The sequence below is a fragment of the Paenimyroides ummariense genome (assembly GCF_900115115.1).
Taxonomy (GTDB): domain Bacteria; phylum Bacteroidota; class Bacteroidia; order Flavobacteriales; family Flavobacteriaceae; genus Flavobacterium; species Flavobacterium ummariense.
Window position 1 is genome coordinate 137,760 of the sequence record NZ_FOVI01000001.1, and the last position, 15,355, is coordinate 153,114.

General features: G+C 34.9%; 14 protein-coding genes. 5 read left to right on the top strand and 9 right to left on the bottom strand.

Annotated features, from left to right (window positions below; all coding sequences use genetic code 11):
- Window positions 1-44 precede the first annotated feature (44 nt).
- On the bottom strand, window positions 45-4,583 hold the full coding sequence (gene dnaE / locus BM253_RS00750) for a DNA polymerase III subunit alpha (RefSeq protein ID WP_091517550.1): 4,539 nt from the start codon (window positions 4,581-4,583) through the stop codon (window positions 45-47).
- A 100-nt stretch (window positions 4,584-4,683) separates the two neighbouring features.
- The gene (locus BM253_RS00755) at window positions 4,684-5,193 is read right to left on the bottom strand and encodes a DUF6252 domain-containing protein (RefSeq protein WP_091517555.1); all 510 of its coding nucleotides are present in this window, start codon (window positions 5,191-5,193) and stop codon (window positions 4,684-4,686) included.
- 221 nt (window positions 5,194-5,414) lie between these two features.
- Here BM253_RS00755 and BM253_RS00760 point away from each other — a divergent pair, with 221 nt between their 5' ends.
- The 4 genes from BM253_RS00760 to BM253_RS00775 all read left to right on the top strand — a co-directional run bounded on the left by BM253_RS00760 (window position 5,415) and on the right by BM253_RS00775 (window position 8,373).
- Window positions 5,415-5,942, top strand: coding sequence for a 30S ribosomal protein S16 (locus BM253_RS00760; RefSeq protein WP_091517556.1), 528 nt, complete (start codon window positions 5,415-5,417; stop codon window positions 5,940-5,942).
- A 17-nt stretch (window positions 5,943-5,959) separates the two neighbouring features.
- On the top strand, window positions 5,960-6,484 hold the full coding sequence (gene rimM, locus BM253_RS00765) for a ribosome maturation factor RimM (RefSeq protein WP_091517559.1): 525 nt from the start codon (window positions 5,960-5,962) through the stop codon (window positions 6,482-6,484).
- A gap of 50 nt (window positions 6,485-6,534) precedes the next feature.
- Window positions 6,535-7,248, top strand: coding sequence for a tRNA1(Val) (adenine(37)-N6)-methyltransferase (locus BM253_RS00770; protein WP_091517562.1), 714 nt, complete (start codon window positions 6,535-6,537; stop codon window positions 7,246-7,248).
- A 72-nt stretch (window positions 7,249-7,320) separates the two neighbouring features.
- Complete coding sequence (locus BM253_RS00775; RefSeq protein ID WP_091517564.1) at window positions 7,321-8,373, top strand: PA0069 family radical SAM protein; 1,053 nt, start codon at window positions 7,321-7,323, stop codon at window positions 8,371-8,373.
- A gap of 122 nt (window positions 8,374-8,495) precedes the next feature.
- Here the strand turns inward: BM253_RS00775 and BM253_RS00780 are convergent, their stop codons facing one another.
- Window positions 8,496-9,260: a carboxypeptidase-like regulatory domain-containing protein gene (locus BM253_RS00780; protein WP_091517567.1), complete on the bottom strand. Its 765-nt coding sequence runs from the start codon at window positions 9,258-9,260 to the stop codon at window positions 8,496-8,498.
- Between the two features lie 136 nt (window positions 9,261-9,396).
- On the opposite strand from BM253_RS00780, the gene BM253_RS00785 reads away from it, so the two are divergent.
- Window positions 9,397-10,575: an acyl-CoA dehydrogenase family protein gene (locus tag BM253_RS00785; RefSeq protein WP_091517570.1), complete on the top strand. Its 1,179-nt coding sequence runs from the start codon at window positions 9,397-9,399 to the stop codon at window positions 10,573-10,575.
- Window positions 10,576-10,638: 63 nt separating this feature from the next.
- Here BM253_RS00785 and BM253_RS00790 read toward each other — a convergent pair whose 3' ends face one another.
- From BM253_RS00790 to BM253_RS00815, 6 genes are all read right to left on the bottom strand, one after another.
- Complete coding sequence (locus tag BM253_RS00790; RefSeq protein WP_091517572.1) at window positions 10,639-10,959, bottom strand: hypothetical protein; 321 nt, start codon at window positions 10,957-10,959, stop codon at window positions 10,639-10,641.
- A gap of 212 nt (window positions 10,960-11,171) precedes the next feature.
- Entirely contained in the window at window positions 11,172-11,507 is a 336-nt protein-coding gene (locus tag BM253_RS00795) for a 2Fe-2S iron-sulfur cluster-binding family protein (protein WP_177205671.1), read from the bottom strand.
- Window positions 11,508-11,674: 167 nt separating this feature from the next.
- Entirely contained in the window at window positions 11,675-12,376 is a 702-nt protein-coding gene (locus BM253_RS00800) for an ATP-binding cassette domain-containing protein (protein WP_091517575.1), read from the bottom strand.
- Between the two features lie 2 nt (window positions 12,377-12,378).
- Window positions 12,379-13,842: a DUF5687 family protein gene (locus BM253_RS00805; protein ID WP_091517578.1), complete on the bottom strand. Its 1,464-nt coding sequence runs from the start codon at window positions 13,840-13,842 to the stop codon at window positions 12,379-12,381.
- A 96-nt stretch (window positions 13,843-13,938) separates the two neighbouring features.
- Complete coding sequence (locus BM253_RS00810; RefSeq protein WP_091517581.1) at window positions 13,939-14,997, bottom strand: NAD(P)/FAD-dependent oxidoreductase; 1,059 nt, start codon at window positions 14,995-14,997, stop codon at window positions 13,939-13,941.
- 85 nt (window positions 14,998-15,082) lie between these two features.
- On the bottom strand, window positions 15,083-15,328 hold the full coding sequence (locus BM253_RS00815; RefSeq protein WP_091517583.1) for a NifU family protein: 246 nt from the start codon (window positions 15,326-15,328) through the stop codon (window positions 15,083-15,085).
- Between the last annotated feature and the right edge of the window lie 27 nt (window positions 15,329-15,355).

A 15,355-nucleotide genomic window follows, 5' to 3' on the forward strand; every position in this document is an offset into this window, starting at 1 on the left:
CAAGTTAACAACTATAACTAATATCTATAATTACATAAAGGTTTTTAATTTAAACGGAACGAAACCTGCATACGCTCTAGCTCTTCCAACAAATCTGATGATATTTCAATGCGCATGTTTTTACTTGGCATTTCTAACAGATTTTTCTTAAGATACTGAACCTCGGGCACTTCAATTTCGGGCGATTTCTCTTCGATTTGTTCCGAAATATCGTCTTGAATTTCGTCAGATGTATCTTCCAACAATTTATGAACCACTTGAGTTTGCAATCTATTTTGAACTTCCTCTAATTCAAACACTTCAAAAACAACCGATTTCGTCCCCGGATTTTTATCCATAACCATTCGTATTTTATCAACCTGCATTTCTTTCAGTTTACGAACATCGATCTGAATAATCAGTTTTTTTGCAAACGTTGGTATTACTTCGTTCAACAGCTTCAATTCTACAAATTGCAAGCGTGGTTCGGCACGTTCGTTTGTATCTTTTTTAATCCAACCTTCTTTTATATACACTTTAAAATACACAAAAGTATTGTTCAACAGAAAATGTCGGTTTTTTAAATAATCTTCGTTAAACATGCGCATTTCAATACTTTCGTCGTAACCTTCTACCGTAAACATTGCCCAATCTTTTCCTTTGCTCGATGTTTTAAACTGTACGTTAGAAATCATTCCGCCAAAAGTTACGGTTCTACCAACCAAAGAATCTAAATGTTTTAACTGTTCCAACTTTACATTACAGAAATATTTCAGTTCGAACTTAAAATCATCTAACGGATGTCCCGAAATATAAATTCCAACAACATCTTTTTCTTTTGCCAGTTTCTCCATGGTTGTCCATTCTTCGCAACTTGGAATTACAGGCTCTGGAATCTGCACTTCGCTACTTTCACCAAACAAACTAACCTGCGCCGAATTTTCATTATCTTGATACTTACCGCCATACTTCATAGCTTTTTCCAAAAAGGTAATTCCGTCGCCTTCGGTATAAAAATATTGTGCACGATGTGTATCGGTAAAACAATCGAAACCACCCGCTAACGCCAAGTTTTCGAATGCTTTTTTATTGGCTGATCTTAAATCGATTCGTTTAGCGAGATCAAAAATTGATTTATAATTTCCGTCTTTTCTATGTTCGATAATCGTGTTCACAGCACCTTCGCCCACTCCTTTTATTGCCCCCATTCCAAAACGGATCTGATAATTCTCGTTCACAGCAAATTTGTAGTGCGATTCGTTTACATCTGGACCTAAAACATCTAAGCCCATTCTACGACATTCTTCCATAAAAAACGTAACCGATTTAATATCGTTCATGTTGTTTGAAAGCACCGCAGCCATATATTCTGCCGGATAATGTGCCTTAAAATATGCGGTTTGATACGCCACCCACGCATAGCAAGTTGAGTGCGATTTGTTGAAGGCGTAGGATGCAAAGGCTTCCCAGTCTTTCCAGATTTTTTCTAATGTTTTTGGATCATGACCTTTTGCAGCTGCTTGTTCTACAAATTTAGGCTTCATTTTATCCAAAACATCTTTTTGCTTTTTACCCATTGCCTTGCGCAAAACATCGGCTTCACCTTTGGTAAAACCTGCCAGTTTTTGCGACAAAAGCATTACCTGTTCCTGATAAACGGTAATTCCGTAGGTTTCTTTTAAATATTCTTCGCACGCATCTAAATCGTACGTAATTTCTTCTTCGCCATTTTTTCGTCGAACGAACGATGGAATATATTCTAACGGACCCGGGCGATACAAAGCATTCATGGCAATTAAATCTCCAAAAACCGTTGGTTTCAGCTCACGCATGTATTTCTGCATTCCGGGCGATTCGTATTGGAACACACCTACCGTTTCACCGCGTTGGAACAATTCGTAGGTTTTAACATCGTCAATCGGAATTTCTTCTGGATCGATCTCCAAACCGGTACGTTGTTTTATAATTGCAACTGTATCTTTTATTAAGGTAAGGGTTTTTAAGCCCAAGAAATCCATCTTCAACAAACCGGCACTTTCGGCAACCGAGTTATCAAATTGGGTTACATATAAATCGGAATCTTTTGCGGTTTGCACAGGAACGAAATTGGTAATATCGTCTGGCGTAATGATTACTCCACAGGCATGAATTCCCGTATTACGCATTGATCCTTCGATAATTTTTGCCTGCTGAATGGTTTCAGATAACAAATCATTTTGATTGGCAACGCTGATTAATTCTTTAACTGCATCAAACTCATCAGATCGCAAAGCTTTCTTAATTGCATCTTCTGGTTCAGATAAAAATCGACGTAAATTCCACTTGCTAGGCATCATCGTTGGAATCATTTTAGCGATACGCTCCGATTCATACAAAGGTAAATCCAATACACGCGCTGCATCTTTAATTGCCGATTTTGTTGCCATTTTACCATACGTGATGATTTGTGCCACCTGATTAGATCCGTATTTATTGATTACGTAATCCATAACTCGACCACGACCTTCATCATCAAAATCGATATCGATATCGGGCATTGATACACGATCAGGATTCAAGAAACGCTCAAAAAGTAAATCGTATTTTATAGGATCTAAATTTGTAATTCCCAAACAATAAGCCACTGCAGAACCAGCAGCAGATCCACGACCCGGACCAACCGACACGTTCATTTTACGGGCTTCGGCAATGAAATCCTGAACAATTAAGAAATATCCCGGATAACCTGAATTTTCTACTGTTTTTAGTTCAAAATCTAATCGTTCGGTTATAACATCATTGATTTCTTTGTATCGGCGTTTTGCACCTTCGTAAGTTAAATAGCGTAAATAAGCATTTTCGCCTCTTTTACCTCCATCAATTTCATCTTCTGGATGGATAAATTCGGCTGGAATATCAAATTTCGGTAATAAAATATCTCGATATAACGAATAAACTTCAATTTTATCCACAATTTCCTGGATATTGATAATGGCTTCGGGCAGATCCTTAAAAAGTGCCTTCATTTCGTCTTGAGTTTTATAATAATACTCTTGATTTGGCAAGCCGTAACGATAGCCGCGTCCACGACCAATTGGTGTTGCCTGTTTTTCGCCATCTTTTACACACAATAAAATATCGTGCGCATTGGCATCAGATTGTTCTAAATAATAAGTATTGTTTGTAGCGATTAACTTTACGTTGTGCTTTTTAGAAAACGCGATCAGTGTTTTATTTACACGATCTTCATCTTCCTGATTGTGGCGCATGATTTCCAGATAAAAATCGTCTTTAAAATGTTCTTTCCACCACAAAAGTGCTTCTTCTGCCTGCTTTTCACCAACATTTAAAATCTTACTGGGTACTTCGCCATACAAATTTCCGGAAAGCACAATAATATCTTCTTTATATTGCAAAAGAACCTGTTTATCGATACGCGGAACATAGTAAAAACCGTTAATTGACGCTATTGACGATAGTTTTGCAAGGTTGTGATATCCTTTTTTATTTTTTGCCAAAAGAACTACCTGATATCCGTTGTCTTTTTTAGATTTATCAGTATGATTTTCGCACACAAAAAACTCGCAACCAACAATAGGTTTTAGCTCGGTTTCTTTAGGATCTTCTCCGTTTTCAATCGCAGCTTCGTTGGCTTTTATTGCATTTTTGTTATGATCTAAAACTGCACTAACAAACTTGAAAGCGCCCATCATGTTCCCGTGATCGGTCATTGCCAAAGCTGACATTTTTTCTTTTGCCGATTTTTTGATCATTGCACCAATATCGATCGTAGATTGCAAAACCGAAAACTGTGTATGATTATGCAAATGCGCAAAAACCGCTTCGTTGTAGGCTTTTTTTACATCGGCTGTAATGGTGGTTTTCTCGGCATCATCTTTTATAACACCTGCAGCTTCTAACTGCTTGCGAATTTCTTCGGATGCTTTTTTAAGATTGATGTGCTTTAAACCAATTAACTGAAAAGGCTGCGGGTTTACTTCTTTGAAATGCTGTAAATATCCGGCAGGTTGTTGCAATTCGTTTTCTGTAAAAACATTTTTACGGATCAATTCAAAAAAACATCTTGTAGTAGCTTCCACATCGGCAGTTGCGTTATGGGCTTCGCCAAAAGGTACATCGAACAAATATTCGTGCAGTTCAGTCAATGTAGGCAATTTAAAACGACCACCACGACCACCAGGAAGTTTCAATAAATTGGCAGTAACTTCGGTACATGTATCCAAAACTGCCATTGAATTTAACGGCGTAGTTACCGATGCACGATGAAATTCGGCACCCATAATATTCAAATCAAACCCAACATTTTGCCCTACAACAAATTTAGCTTTACCCAAAGCCGTATTAAACTTGGTTAGGACCGTATTTATATCAATACCTTTTTCGGTTGCCAATAAGGTAGAAATTCCGTGGATACGTTCAGAATCATAAGGAATATCAAAACCTTCGGGCTTAATTAAATAATCTTCATGTTCCACAACATTTCCCATTTCATCATGCAACTGCCAGGCAATCTGTATACAGCGCGGCCAATTATCAACATCGGTAATAGGTGCATTCCAATCTTTAGGCAAACCAGTTGTTTCGGTATCAAAAATTATGTACATGGGAAAAATTCAGCTTGATTTTATACAAAGTTACGATAAAAAAAGTCGCTCTTAAAAAAGAACGACTTAAGTATGTGTTAAACAAATTTATTAAAATTTATTATGGATTTGGCGTTTCTGGTTGCGCTGGTGGATAAACTAAAGGAATTCTAAAAAACACTCCTTTATTTAAATTAACAAGTGGTGTTTCTGGCAAAACCAAAGTAGGATCAACCGGTACCATTTCAGCCATAAACGTTCCTGAGATTGTTCCCGGAACTTGTTTTTCAACCGGATCTAACTTAATATATCCTTTTCCTGTTGATGATGATGTACTATATAAGTACACTTTATCATTTTCTATTTTAGAATACGTAGCAACGTGATGGTTGGTTGTACCTAATTCATATTCTTTTCCTGATTCATAATTATGAATGAATAAAGTAACGTTTTCTGAATCGGTTGCACCAACAATTACCAAATTACCATTATCAACATTTGCCGTTAATTTTGTAGCACGCCAAAAGTCATAACTTTTCATGGCTTCAAACGTAGGACTATTAGTAGTTAGTTCTTCTTCGCAAGACACTAGTGAAACTGCCATTAATGCAAATAAAAAGTATTTTTTCATATTCTATTTAGATTCTGAATTCAATGTTACCAAACAAAAATAGAATTTTTTCTTTAACAGCAAATCATTTTTTTTAATAATTATTTAACTTTTTTAAAATTTAACAACTTAAGGTTAATTTTTACTAGTTAATAATCAATCATTACAAAAAAATAATTACTTTTGCACTTCAATTTTAATAATTAAGAGGTCGGGAACCTCGCTTAAATCATTTAAAGATTATGTCTGTAAAAATTAGATTACAAAGACACGGTAAAAAAGGAAAACCTTTTTACTGGGTAGTAGCTGCTGACGCACGTGCTAAAAGAGATGGTAAATTCTTAGAAAAAATCGGAACTTACAATCCTAACACTAACCCTGCAACAATTGACTTAAATGTTGATGCTGCTGCAAAATGGTTATTTAACGGTGCACAACCAACAGATACTGCTCGTGCAATTTTATCTTACAAAGGTGCTTTATTAAAACATCACTTGAACGGTGGTGTACGTAAAGGTGCTTTAACACAAGAGCAAGCTGATGCAAAATTCACTGCTTGGTTAGATGAAAAAACAAACAAAGTAAGTTCAAAAGTTTCTGGATTGGCTGATAACAAAGCTGCTGCTAAAGCTGCTGCATTAAACGCTGAAAAAGAAGTAAATGCAAAACGTATTGCTGCTGCACAAGAAGCTAAAGCTGCTGCTGAAGCTGCAACTGCAGAAGAAGCTACTCCAGAAGTAGAAGAAAATACAGAAGAAACTGAAGCATAATTTGTAAGCGATTTTGAATGCGTAAAAAAGATTGTTTTTATTTAGGAAAAATCGCTAAGAAATATAGTTTCAAAGGCGAAGTCTTGGTTTATTTAGACACGGACGAGCCGGAATTGTACACAGAATTGGAATCAATGTTCGTTGAAATAAACGGACATTTGGTTCCTTTTTTTATTGAAAAATCATCAATCCACAGAGAAAAATTTCTTCGTACCCAATTTGAAGATATGGATTCTGAAGAAGATGCTGACACCATTGTAGGGAAAGATGTTTACTTACCGCTTACCATGCTTCCTAAATTAGAAGGAAACAAATTTTACTACCACGAGGTTGTTGGTTTTGATGCCATTGACCAGCGGTTAGGTAATTTTGGAACCATTTTACGAATTAGCGACAACGGTGTGCAAGCACTGTTTGAAGTTCAGAAGGATGATGCCGTGATACTGATTCCTTTAATTGATGAATTCATTATTGAAGTAAATCGCGAAAACAAATCCATTCTTTTCAATACTCCGGAAGGATTGATTGATTTGTATCTTTAATTACCCTTATTTTCATTTAAAACAGTAATTTTGAAGTAAAATCTACTTCAATGTTCTCATTTAAACAATTTACCGTTCAACAAGATCGTTGTGCCATGAAAGTGGGCACAGACGGCGTTTTGTTAGGCGCTTGGACTCCCCTTTTTCATAAACCATTCAACATATTGGATATTGGCGCAGGCACAGGATTAATTGCTTTAATGTTAGCCCAAAGAAGCGATGCACAGCACATTGATGCAGTAGAAATAGACGAAGAAGCTTACGAACAATGTGTTGAAAATTTTGAACAAAGTAAATGGAACGACCGTTTGTTTTGCTACCACGCATCGATTGATGAATTTACCGAAGAACTTTTTGAAGAGGAAGAAGAATATGATTTAATTGTATCGAACCCACCTTTTTATTCCGAAAATTATTCATCAGGAAATGACAAACGAGATCAGGCACGCTTTCAGGAAGCTTTACCGTTTGATGAGTTAATAGAATCGGCACAAGCATTACTTTCAGAAAATGGAATTTTCACAGTCATTATTCCCTATAAAGAAGAAGAAAATTTTATAGAATTAGCTCATTCAGTTGGATTATTTCCATTGAAAATAACTCGAGTTAAAGGAAACACCACATCAGAAGTGAAACGCAGTTTATTGGCTTTTTCCCGAATAGAACAAGAACCATTAGTTGATGAATTAACCATTGAAACAGACCGCCATAAATACACTACAGAATACACAAATCTTACAAAAGACTTTTATTTGAAGATGTAAATTTTCATTTTTATAAACGACGTTTAATGCCATATCAACTTCTTAATTTTATGGTAAGCAATAATCGTTACAATGAAAAAGGAATTTATAAAAGGTCAGGGAGCTGTAGAAAACATTCACAATCGGTTTTTTAAAAACAGATATGAAACATCGATCTATCAAGATGATTATGAGGAAGAATTAGCTAAAACTCAGATTTTAGAAGTTTTCCCAAAAACCATTGTTAATAAAGTAAAAGGTAACAGTTTGCCTTTTTTGTATTCTGTAAATCCTTATCAGGGTTGCGAACACGGTTGCGCGTATTGTTACGCCCGACCAACGCATCAATATTGGGGATTTAGCGCCGGTGTAGATTTTGAACGTGTTATTTTAGTAAAGAAAAATGCTCCCGAACTTTTAGAAGAGTTCTTTTTAAAACGCGGTTACAAAGTATCAACCATTCAACTTTCAGGCAACACAGATTGCTACCAACCTTTAGAACGCAAATTAGAAATTACTCGAAAAATATTGCAATTGTGTTTAGATTATCGTCATCCGGTGAGTATCATTACAAAAAACGCCTTAATATTGCGCGATTTAGATATTTTAAAACAACTTGCAGCTAAAAATCTGGTAAATGTATCATTAAGTATTCCAACCATAAACGAAGAATTACGAAGAGTTTTAGAACCCAGAACATCATCGGTAAAAATAAAATTAAAAGCACTGCAGACTTTATCAGAAAATAACATTCCTACACACGTAATGGTTGCGCCGATAATTCCCGGGTTAAACAGCATGGAAATTTTACCTATATTAAAAACAATTGCAGAAAACGGAGCGAACTCTTTTGGATATACTTTAGTAGGATTGAACGACGAAGTGGAACCTGTTTTTAAAGATTGGTTGGAAATACATTATCCCGATCGAAAAGAAAAAGTTTTAAACCAAATAGCATCGTTACATAAAGGAAATCTAGCAGAAAAGAATATTGCCAAACGAAATGCAGGCAACGGAAATTTTGCCGATATGATTCACAAAACATTCGACATTGGAAGAAAGAAATTTTTCAGTCAATCTAAATTTCCAGCGTTATCAACCGATTTGTTTGATGGAAGCAAAGGAGAGCAGTTGCGGCTGTTTTAATAAATAGTCAAAAGTTAAAAGTCTTAAAGTCAAAAGTAGCGTCGGTTCGAGCTTGTCGAGAACTTCTCGATACGCTTCATTACATTACGACACTCGAAGTGACGCTAATAGTGAGTAAAGATTTACCGAGCATTTAATGATATTCTACTTTGATTTTCTTTATTTCCAAATCGAGCATTGTAAACATCTGTGTGTTTGTAAATATCAACACTCTCAACATCGTTCTGATTTAACGAACGAAATGTTTCTTCGCTAACACGCACGCCATCTATAATATACGTGTAATTGCCATTTCGTGTTAAATTCTCTACATCTTTTAAAATAGTTTCGGGTTCTCTGTAAACTTCTGACGGTCTCATATCGACATTAAAAACTAATGGGAATGCTATATCTACAAAATGATTTTTATTAAGTTCAGTTTTTTTAACACCAACTGTATCAATAGTACATCCTGTTGCTGAATGATAATTGAAAGAAATTATAACATCAGGTAAGTCAGCATCATCTTTTATCATCTTAACATTCAAAATATTACTCTTACGAACAGTTGCTATACTTGTTTTATATCCTCTATAAATAAACTGAATTCTATCGCCTTTTTTAACATTAAACTTGTATCTTCCTTCAGCATCTGTTACTGTTTCTACATTTGTTCCTGCTAACTTTACAACAACGCCCGGAATCGGATCTCCTTGTTCAGATTTAACAACACCTGTTATTTCTTTAAAAAGATCTTGCTGTAACACTTGTTTAGTTGAATTTACTAGAGATGCAGATTTTACAGTCCAAGTAGAAAGCAAAACTATTCCAAAAACAACTGCAACGTATCTGCAAAGAACAAATAGTCTGTTTATTTTTATATGATTATTTACATTATTTTTTGCCATATCGCAACTGCTTTATCTTCATTTATCAATAACTAACAGCAAGTTACTATTTTTTATTCTAAAAATTCAATCATAAAATATTTTGTCTTTCTTCTTAAAAAATAAGTATTTTTGTGACAACTAAACAATTGTAGATATGAAACCGGATTTATTTCAGGCACCAGATTATTATTTATTAGACGATTTACTTACAGAAGAACATAAATTAGTACGCGATGCTGCGCGTGCTTGGGTTAAAAAAGAAGTTTCTCCCATTATTGAAGATTACGCACAACGTGCCGAATTTCCTACACAGATTGTAAAAGGCTTAGGTGAAATTGGCGGTTTTGGACCTTATATTCCTGTGGAATACGGCGGTGCAGGATTAGACCAGATTTCGTACGGATTAATTATGCAGGAAATTGAGCGTGGCGATTCAGGCGTACGTTCAACCTCATCGGTTCAATCATCGTTGGTAATGTATCCAATTTGGAAATACGGAAACGAAGAACAACGCATGAAATACCTTCCTAAATTGGCTACCGGCGAAATGATTGGATGTTTTGGTTTAACAGAACCTGATTTTGGATCGAACCCAGGCGGAATGGTTACCAACTTTAAAGATAAAGGCGATCATTACTTATTAAACGGGGCAAAAATGTGGATTTCGAACGCTCCGTTTGCAGATATTGCTGTTGTTTGGGCGAAAGACGAAAGAGGACGTATTCACGGATTGATTGTTGAACGCGGTATGGAAGGTTTTACAACTCCGGAAACACACAACAAATGGTCGTTACGTGCATCGGCAACCGGTGAATTAATTTTTGATAACGTTAAAGTTCCTAAAGAAAATTTATTACCAAACAAATCTGGATTAGGCGCGCCACTTGGCTGTTTAGATTCGGCTCGATACGGTATTGCTTGGGGAGCGATTGGTGCAGCGATGGATTGTTACGATACGGCTTTAAGATATTCTAAAGAACGTATTCAGTTTGATAAACCAATCGGAGCTTTTCAATTACAACAAAAGAAATTAGCCGAAATGATTACCGAAATCACTAAAGCGCAATTACTAACTTGGCGTTTGGGTGTTTTACGTAACGAAGGTAAAGCAACATCGGCACAAATATCAATGGCAAAACGCAACAACGTGGATATGGCATTAACTATTGCTCGTGATGCTCGCCAAATGTTAGGCGGAATGGGTATTACCGGTGAATATTCTATTATGCGCCACATGATGAATTTAGAATCGGTTGTTACTTATGAAGGTACGCACGACATTCACTTGTTAATTACAGGTATGGATGTTACCGGATTCCCTGCTTTTAAATAAGATTTGAATTTTATAAATAAGAAATCCCGAACAATGTTCGGGATTTTGTTTTTTAACAAGAAGTTACTCTTTTGTATTTTCGTGGTGCAAATAAGTTTTTACATATTTTTTATACCAATACCACAATCCAAAAATAGATAAAAACACGACTAACAATGTTTGATCGATCTTTTTCCAACGGTCAAACAACTGGCTGCTCCAAACAACAAACAACGCACTTAACGAAGCCGCAAGATGCACTAACTGAATAACCATATAGATACGGTATTTTTCATTTAAATAAAAAACCGTGTCGTGGAATAAGAATATTCCTAATATGTATGCAACCAACAAAATAGTCAATACAATTAACAACCATTTTATAACTTTTAATAAAGTTTTCATAGAGGATAATTAAAATCGAGCAAAATTAATTAAATATTCGGTTCAACAATCGTTTGTACTAAAATTGTTCTTGTTAAAAAGAAAAACGAAGGGTTCCTTCGTTTTTCAATAAAAATAATCCAATAAAATAAATCTATAATTTACTATTTCTTATAAAATTTCCTTAAAGGTAACAAAATTATCTGTAAAAAATATATTTATTTAAATATTTACTAAACTTCGGGCGCTAATTCAATTCGCAAGCCTTCAATTTCTGGTGTAATAGGAATCTGGCAACCTAAACGGCTGTTTTCTTTCACGTTAAAAGCCTCCCAAAGCATGGCTTCCTCATCCGGATTTTTCTCAACCAAGCTAACCTCGTCTTCGTTTAAAACATAACATTGGCAAGATGCACACATAGCCATACCGCCACAAATACCAATGGTTCCTTCTTCGGCTAATTCGTACGCGCGCACCAATTCCATTACGTTCATGTTCATATCTGTAGGTGCATCAACGGTATGCTCTGCTCCTTCTCTATCTATAATTGTTATTTTAATATCGCTCATAATCTGCATTTTTGCAAAGATACTAATTATTAAAACGATAGTGGATGAAGGTTTTAAGTTACTTCATAAAAAAACGAGCTTCAAATAAAGCTCGTCTGTTATAATTACACCTACAAGGTTTTAGAAACCTTGCAGGATAAATTTGGGATATATGTGGTTGAAGCAAATTAAACTACCACATCAAAAAAAGCGGTTAATTCTTCGAACGAATATTGTTTGGTGTCGATATCCTTAATAATTCTACCACGTTCAAAACACACAATTCTGTCAGATATTTCAAACGTATGATTTAAATCGTGACTTGAAACCAGCAAGGTTGTCTGTTTGGTATCTGCAATACTTCGTAAAATCTTTTTTAAACGGATTTGCGTTGTTGGATCTAAATTAGCAAAAGGTTCATCTAAAATTACCACTTTAGGATTTCCTATTAAAGTTCCAATGATTCCTACTTTCTTTTGATTTCCTTTTGATAGATCTCGGATAAATTTATTTTTACCTAAAATTTCGTTGTTAAAGAAATCGGCATAGGTTTGTAAAAAAGCATCAACCTGTTGTTTTGTTTGATTACGCAATTCACCTAAAAAGTAAAAATATTCTTCGCAAGTTAGGTATCCAATTAAAAAACTGTCGTCTAAAAAAGCGGTAGTAAAGGTTTTCCAATCTTCACTTTTATTTACAATAACGTTGTTGTTTTTAATAAAGCCTTGTGTTGGTTCAATTAAATCTAACAGCAGACTAAAAAAAGTGGTTTTTCCGGCACCATTGTTACCTACCAAACCAAAACTTTCGCCAATTGGAATTTGTAATCCTTGTATATCTAAAACGGTATTTCCGTCGTATATCTTTTTTAAATTTTCTACTTGTATCATAACTATTTGTAAGCTTTTATGGTTTTATATTTTTGTGATTTGTATAGATTTTCTATTAAATTAAACATTGGCTTTTTAAGTAAAATTCCGACTAAACCAATTGCTATAAACACAATAATTGCAGTGTTAAAAGGTAAAAATGTGTTTAAAATTAAATACAAAACCATAGGAATTGCCAAAGTAGGAATACTTAATAATAATGTTTGAACGCTGAATGCCTTACTATCGCCAAATGCGTTTTTATTGCTTGATAAATCGATTTTTGAACGAACAAACGCCCCTGTGATTAATGACATATAACAGTTCCACCCGATGTTGTAAAAGCCGACAGCGACAATTATTAAATAAGTTTGCAAACCAAAAAACAGATAGAAACTTGCCAGTACGGTGGAAACTAATGTTCCTAAAACCATTACCAACCATTTAGATTCTAAATATGTTCGATACGGAATATTTTGTGTCATCATTAACGGATAATAACTACTGTCCCAACTTGGTACATACTGACCGAAAAGCATCATAAATCCGCCCGTAATCATTATGGCTGCTAAAATGGTAAAAAAGTCATTTGATTTATACATATCCATTGTAAAGAATATCAAACCATACAATAAAAACAAAGCACTCATCATTAAAACGGTACGTGTTCGTTTGTTACGCGTAAGCAGTTTTAAATCTAACTTTAAAAACGGAGCCAATCTTCCAAAGCGGTTTAAAAAGTTTAAATCGTAGTATTTATAGGTTTCTTTTTTTACAACAACGGTACTGTCTAACGATAAATTTTTAAAGTAAAAACGATAACACGCCACAAGCAATGCAATCAAGTATGCTGCTACAACTACTATTAAAAACGGATAATTGTAAAGCGCTTCGAAGAAATATTTGGTGTAAGCGGTAACTTCTACAAACTTAAAATAATCTAACGCCAAAACTCCAGCAAAAACCACTAAAAACGGCAATGCAAATTTATTTACGTGATTTAAAAGCTGCACTAAAAAGTTGTTTGCCCAAAAGAATATGGTAAACGACAATGCAAACAGAAAACTTGCTACAAAACCTACTTTATAGTCTAATACCAATAAAAGTAAAAGGGCAACGCCCATAAAAAGGTTTACAAAGTTAAAAAACGATAATGCCGATTTTGTTAGGCAGTAATTTACAATTGTTTTTTTGCGAACGTTCTGTATTAGCAACGGTTTTACCAAAGTGGTTGGCATTTTTTGAAAGAAGTAACGAATTACCAGATCGCCCAACCATAAATAAATGGCATATTTAAAAAATCCCTGAAACGGATCCAACCCTTCTTCTTCGGAGAATTTAAATAAACCAGGAGTCATTATGGTCATGATAATTAAATAGCAAACCCCGAAATAGCCTTTACCAATTGCCATTATAATACTTTGTGCCATGCCGCCTTTACGCTTCATGCCTTTCCATTCTAAATTGGCGAGTTGTTTAAATGTCATACTGCTTTTTATTTAGTAAGTAGTGTTTTTAACGAAATGTTACAAAAAAAGAGTATGCTTTTTTAACATACTCTTTATATTTTTTAGATAGATCCATTAATCAATCGCTTTTACAACCGCTTTTTCGGCTTCTTTACGTGTTCCGTCGAACCCGTCGATACCTGAAACTGTGGTGTATTTCAACACATATTTTTTCCCAGGATTTATTCGGTTATAAACACTTTGACACATTAAAGTTGCTTCGTGAAATCCGCATAAAATCAACTTTAATTTACCAGGATAGGTGTTAATATCTCCAATAGCGTAAACACCTTCTATATTGGTTTGATAATCAAGTGCGTTGTTTACTTTAATGGCATTTTTTTCGATCTCTAATCCCCAGTTGGCAATTGGACCAAGCTTTGGAGTTAAACCAAACAACGGAATAAAATAATCGGTTTTAATAATTTGGGTAGATACACCGCCATCAAAAGATAAAGTTACGGCTTCTACATGTTCATTTCCGTGAATTTCGGTAACTTCGGCTGGCGTTATCAAATTAATTTTTCCCTGATGTTTTAATTCTTGAACTTTTTCTACAGAATCTAATGCACCACGAAATTCGTTTCTTCTGTGAACCAAAGTAACGCTTTTAGCAACATCGCTTAAAAAGATGCTCCAATCTAAAGCAGAATCGCCACCACCACTTATCACAATGTTTTTATCTCTGAACTGTTCCGGATTTTTAACAAAATACTCTACACCTTTATCTTCGTAGAAATTCAATCCTTCAATAACCGGTTTTCGTGGTTCAAAACTGCCCAAACCTCCCGCAATTGCTACTGCTTTGGCATGATGTTGTGTTCCTTTGTTGGTGGTGACAATAAAAGTGCCGTCTTCTAGTTTTTCAATATTTTCGGCAACTTCGTTTAAGGTAAAACCAGGTTCAAACTGCTTAATTTGTTCCATTAAATTATCGATTAATTCGGCAGCGCCAACCGAAGGATAGCCCGGAATATCGAAAATTGGTTTTTTGGGGTATAACTCTGTTAATTGTCCGCCAGGTTGCGGAAGTCCGTCAATTATATGACAGCGTAATTTTAATAATCCGGCTTCGAACACGGCAAAAAGTCCTGTTGGTCCGGCACCGATTATTAATATATCAGTTTCAATCATAAAAGTAAAATTTATATAAAATTAAAGACCTATAAGCACAAAAAAAGTGATAAATATCATTCATCACTAATTTGCTTATAGTTTATTAAAACACCGAAATATTTTCTACCGTTTCAATTTCGGGAGCGTATTTTTTTATGGTAGTTTCTACACCTGCTTTCAAGGTCATTTGGTTGATTTTGCATGATGTACAAGCGCCTTCTAAACGAACTTTCACATGTTTATCGTCTTCGATAGAAATTAAGCTGATGTCACCTCCGTCTGATTTCAAGAACGGACGGATTTCTTCTAACGCTTTTTCTACATTTTGTTTTATAGTTTCTGAAGCCATATATTTTTAAATTGATAAAACAATCAA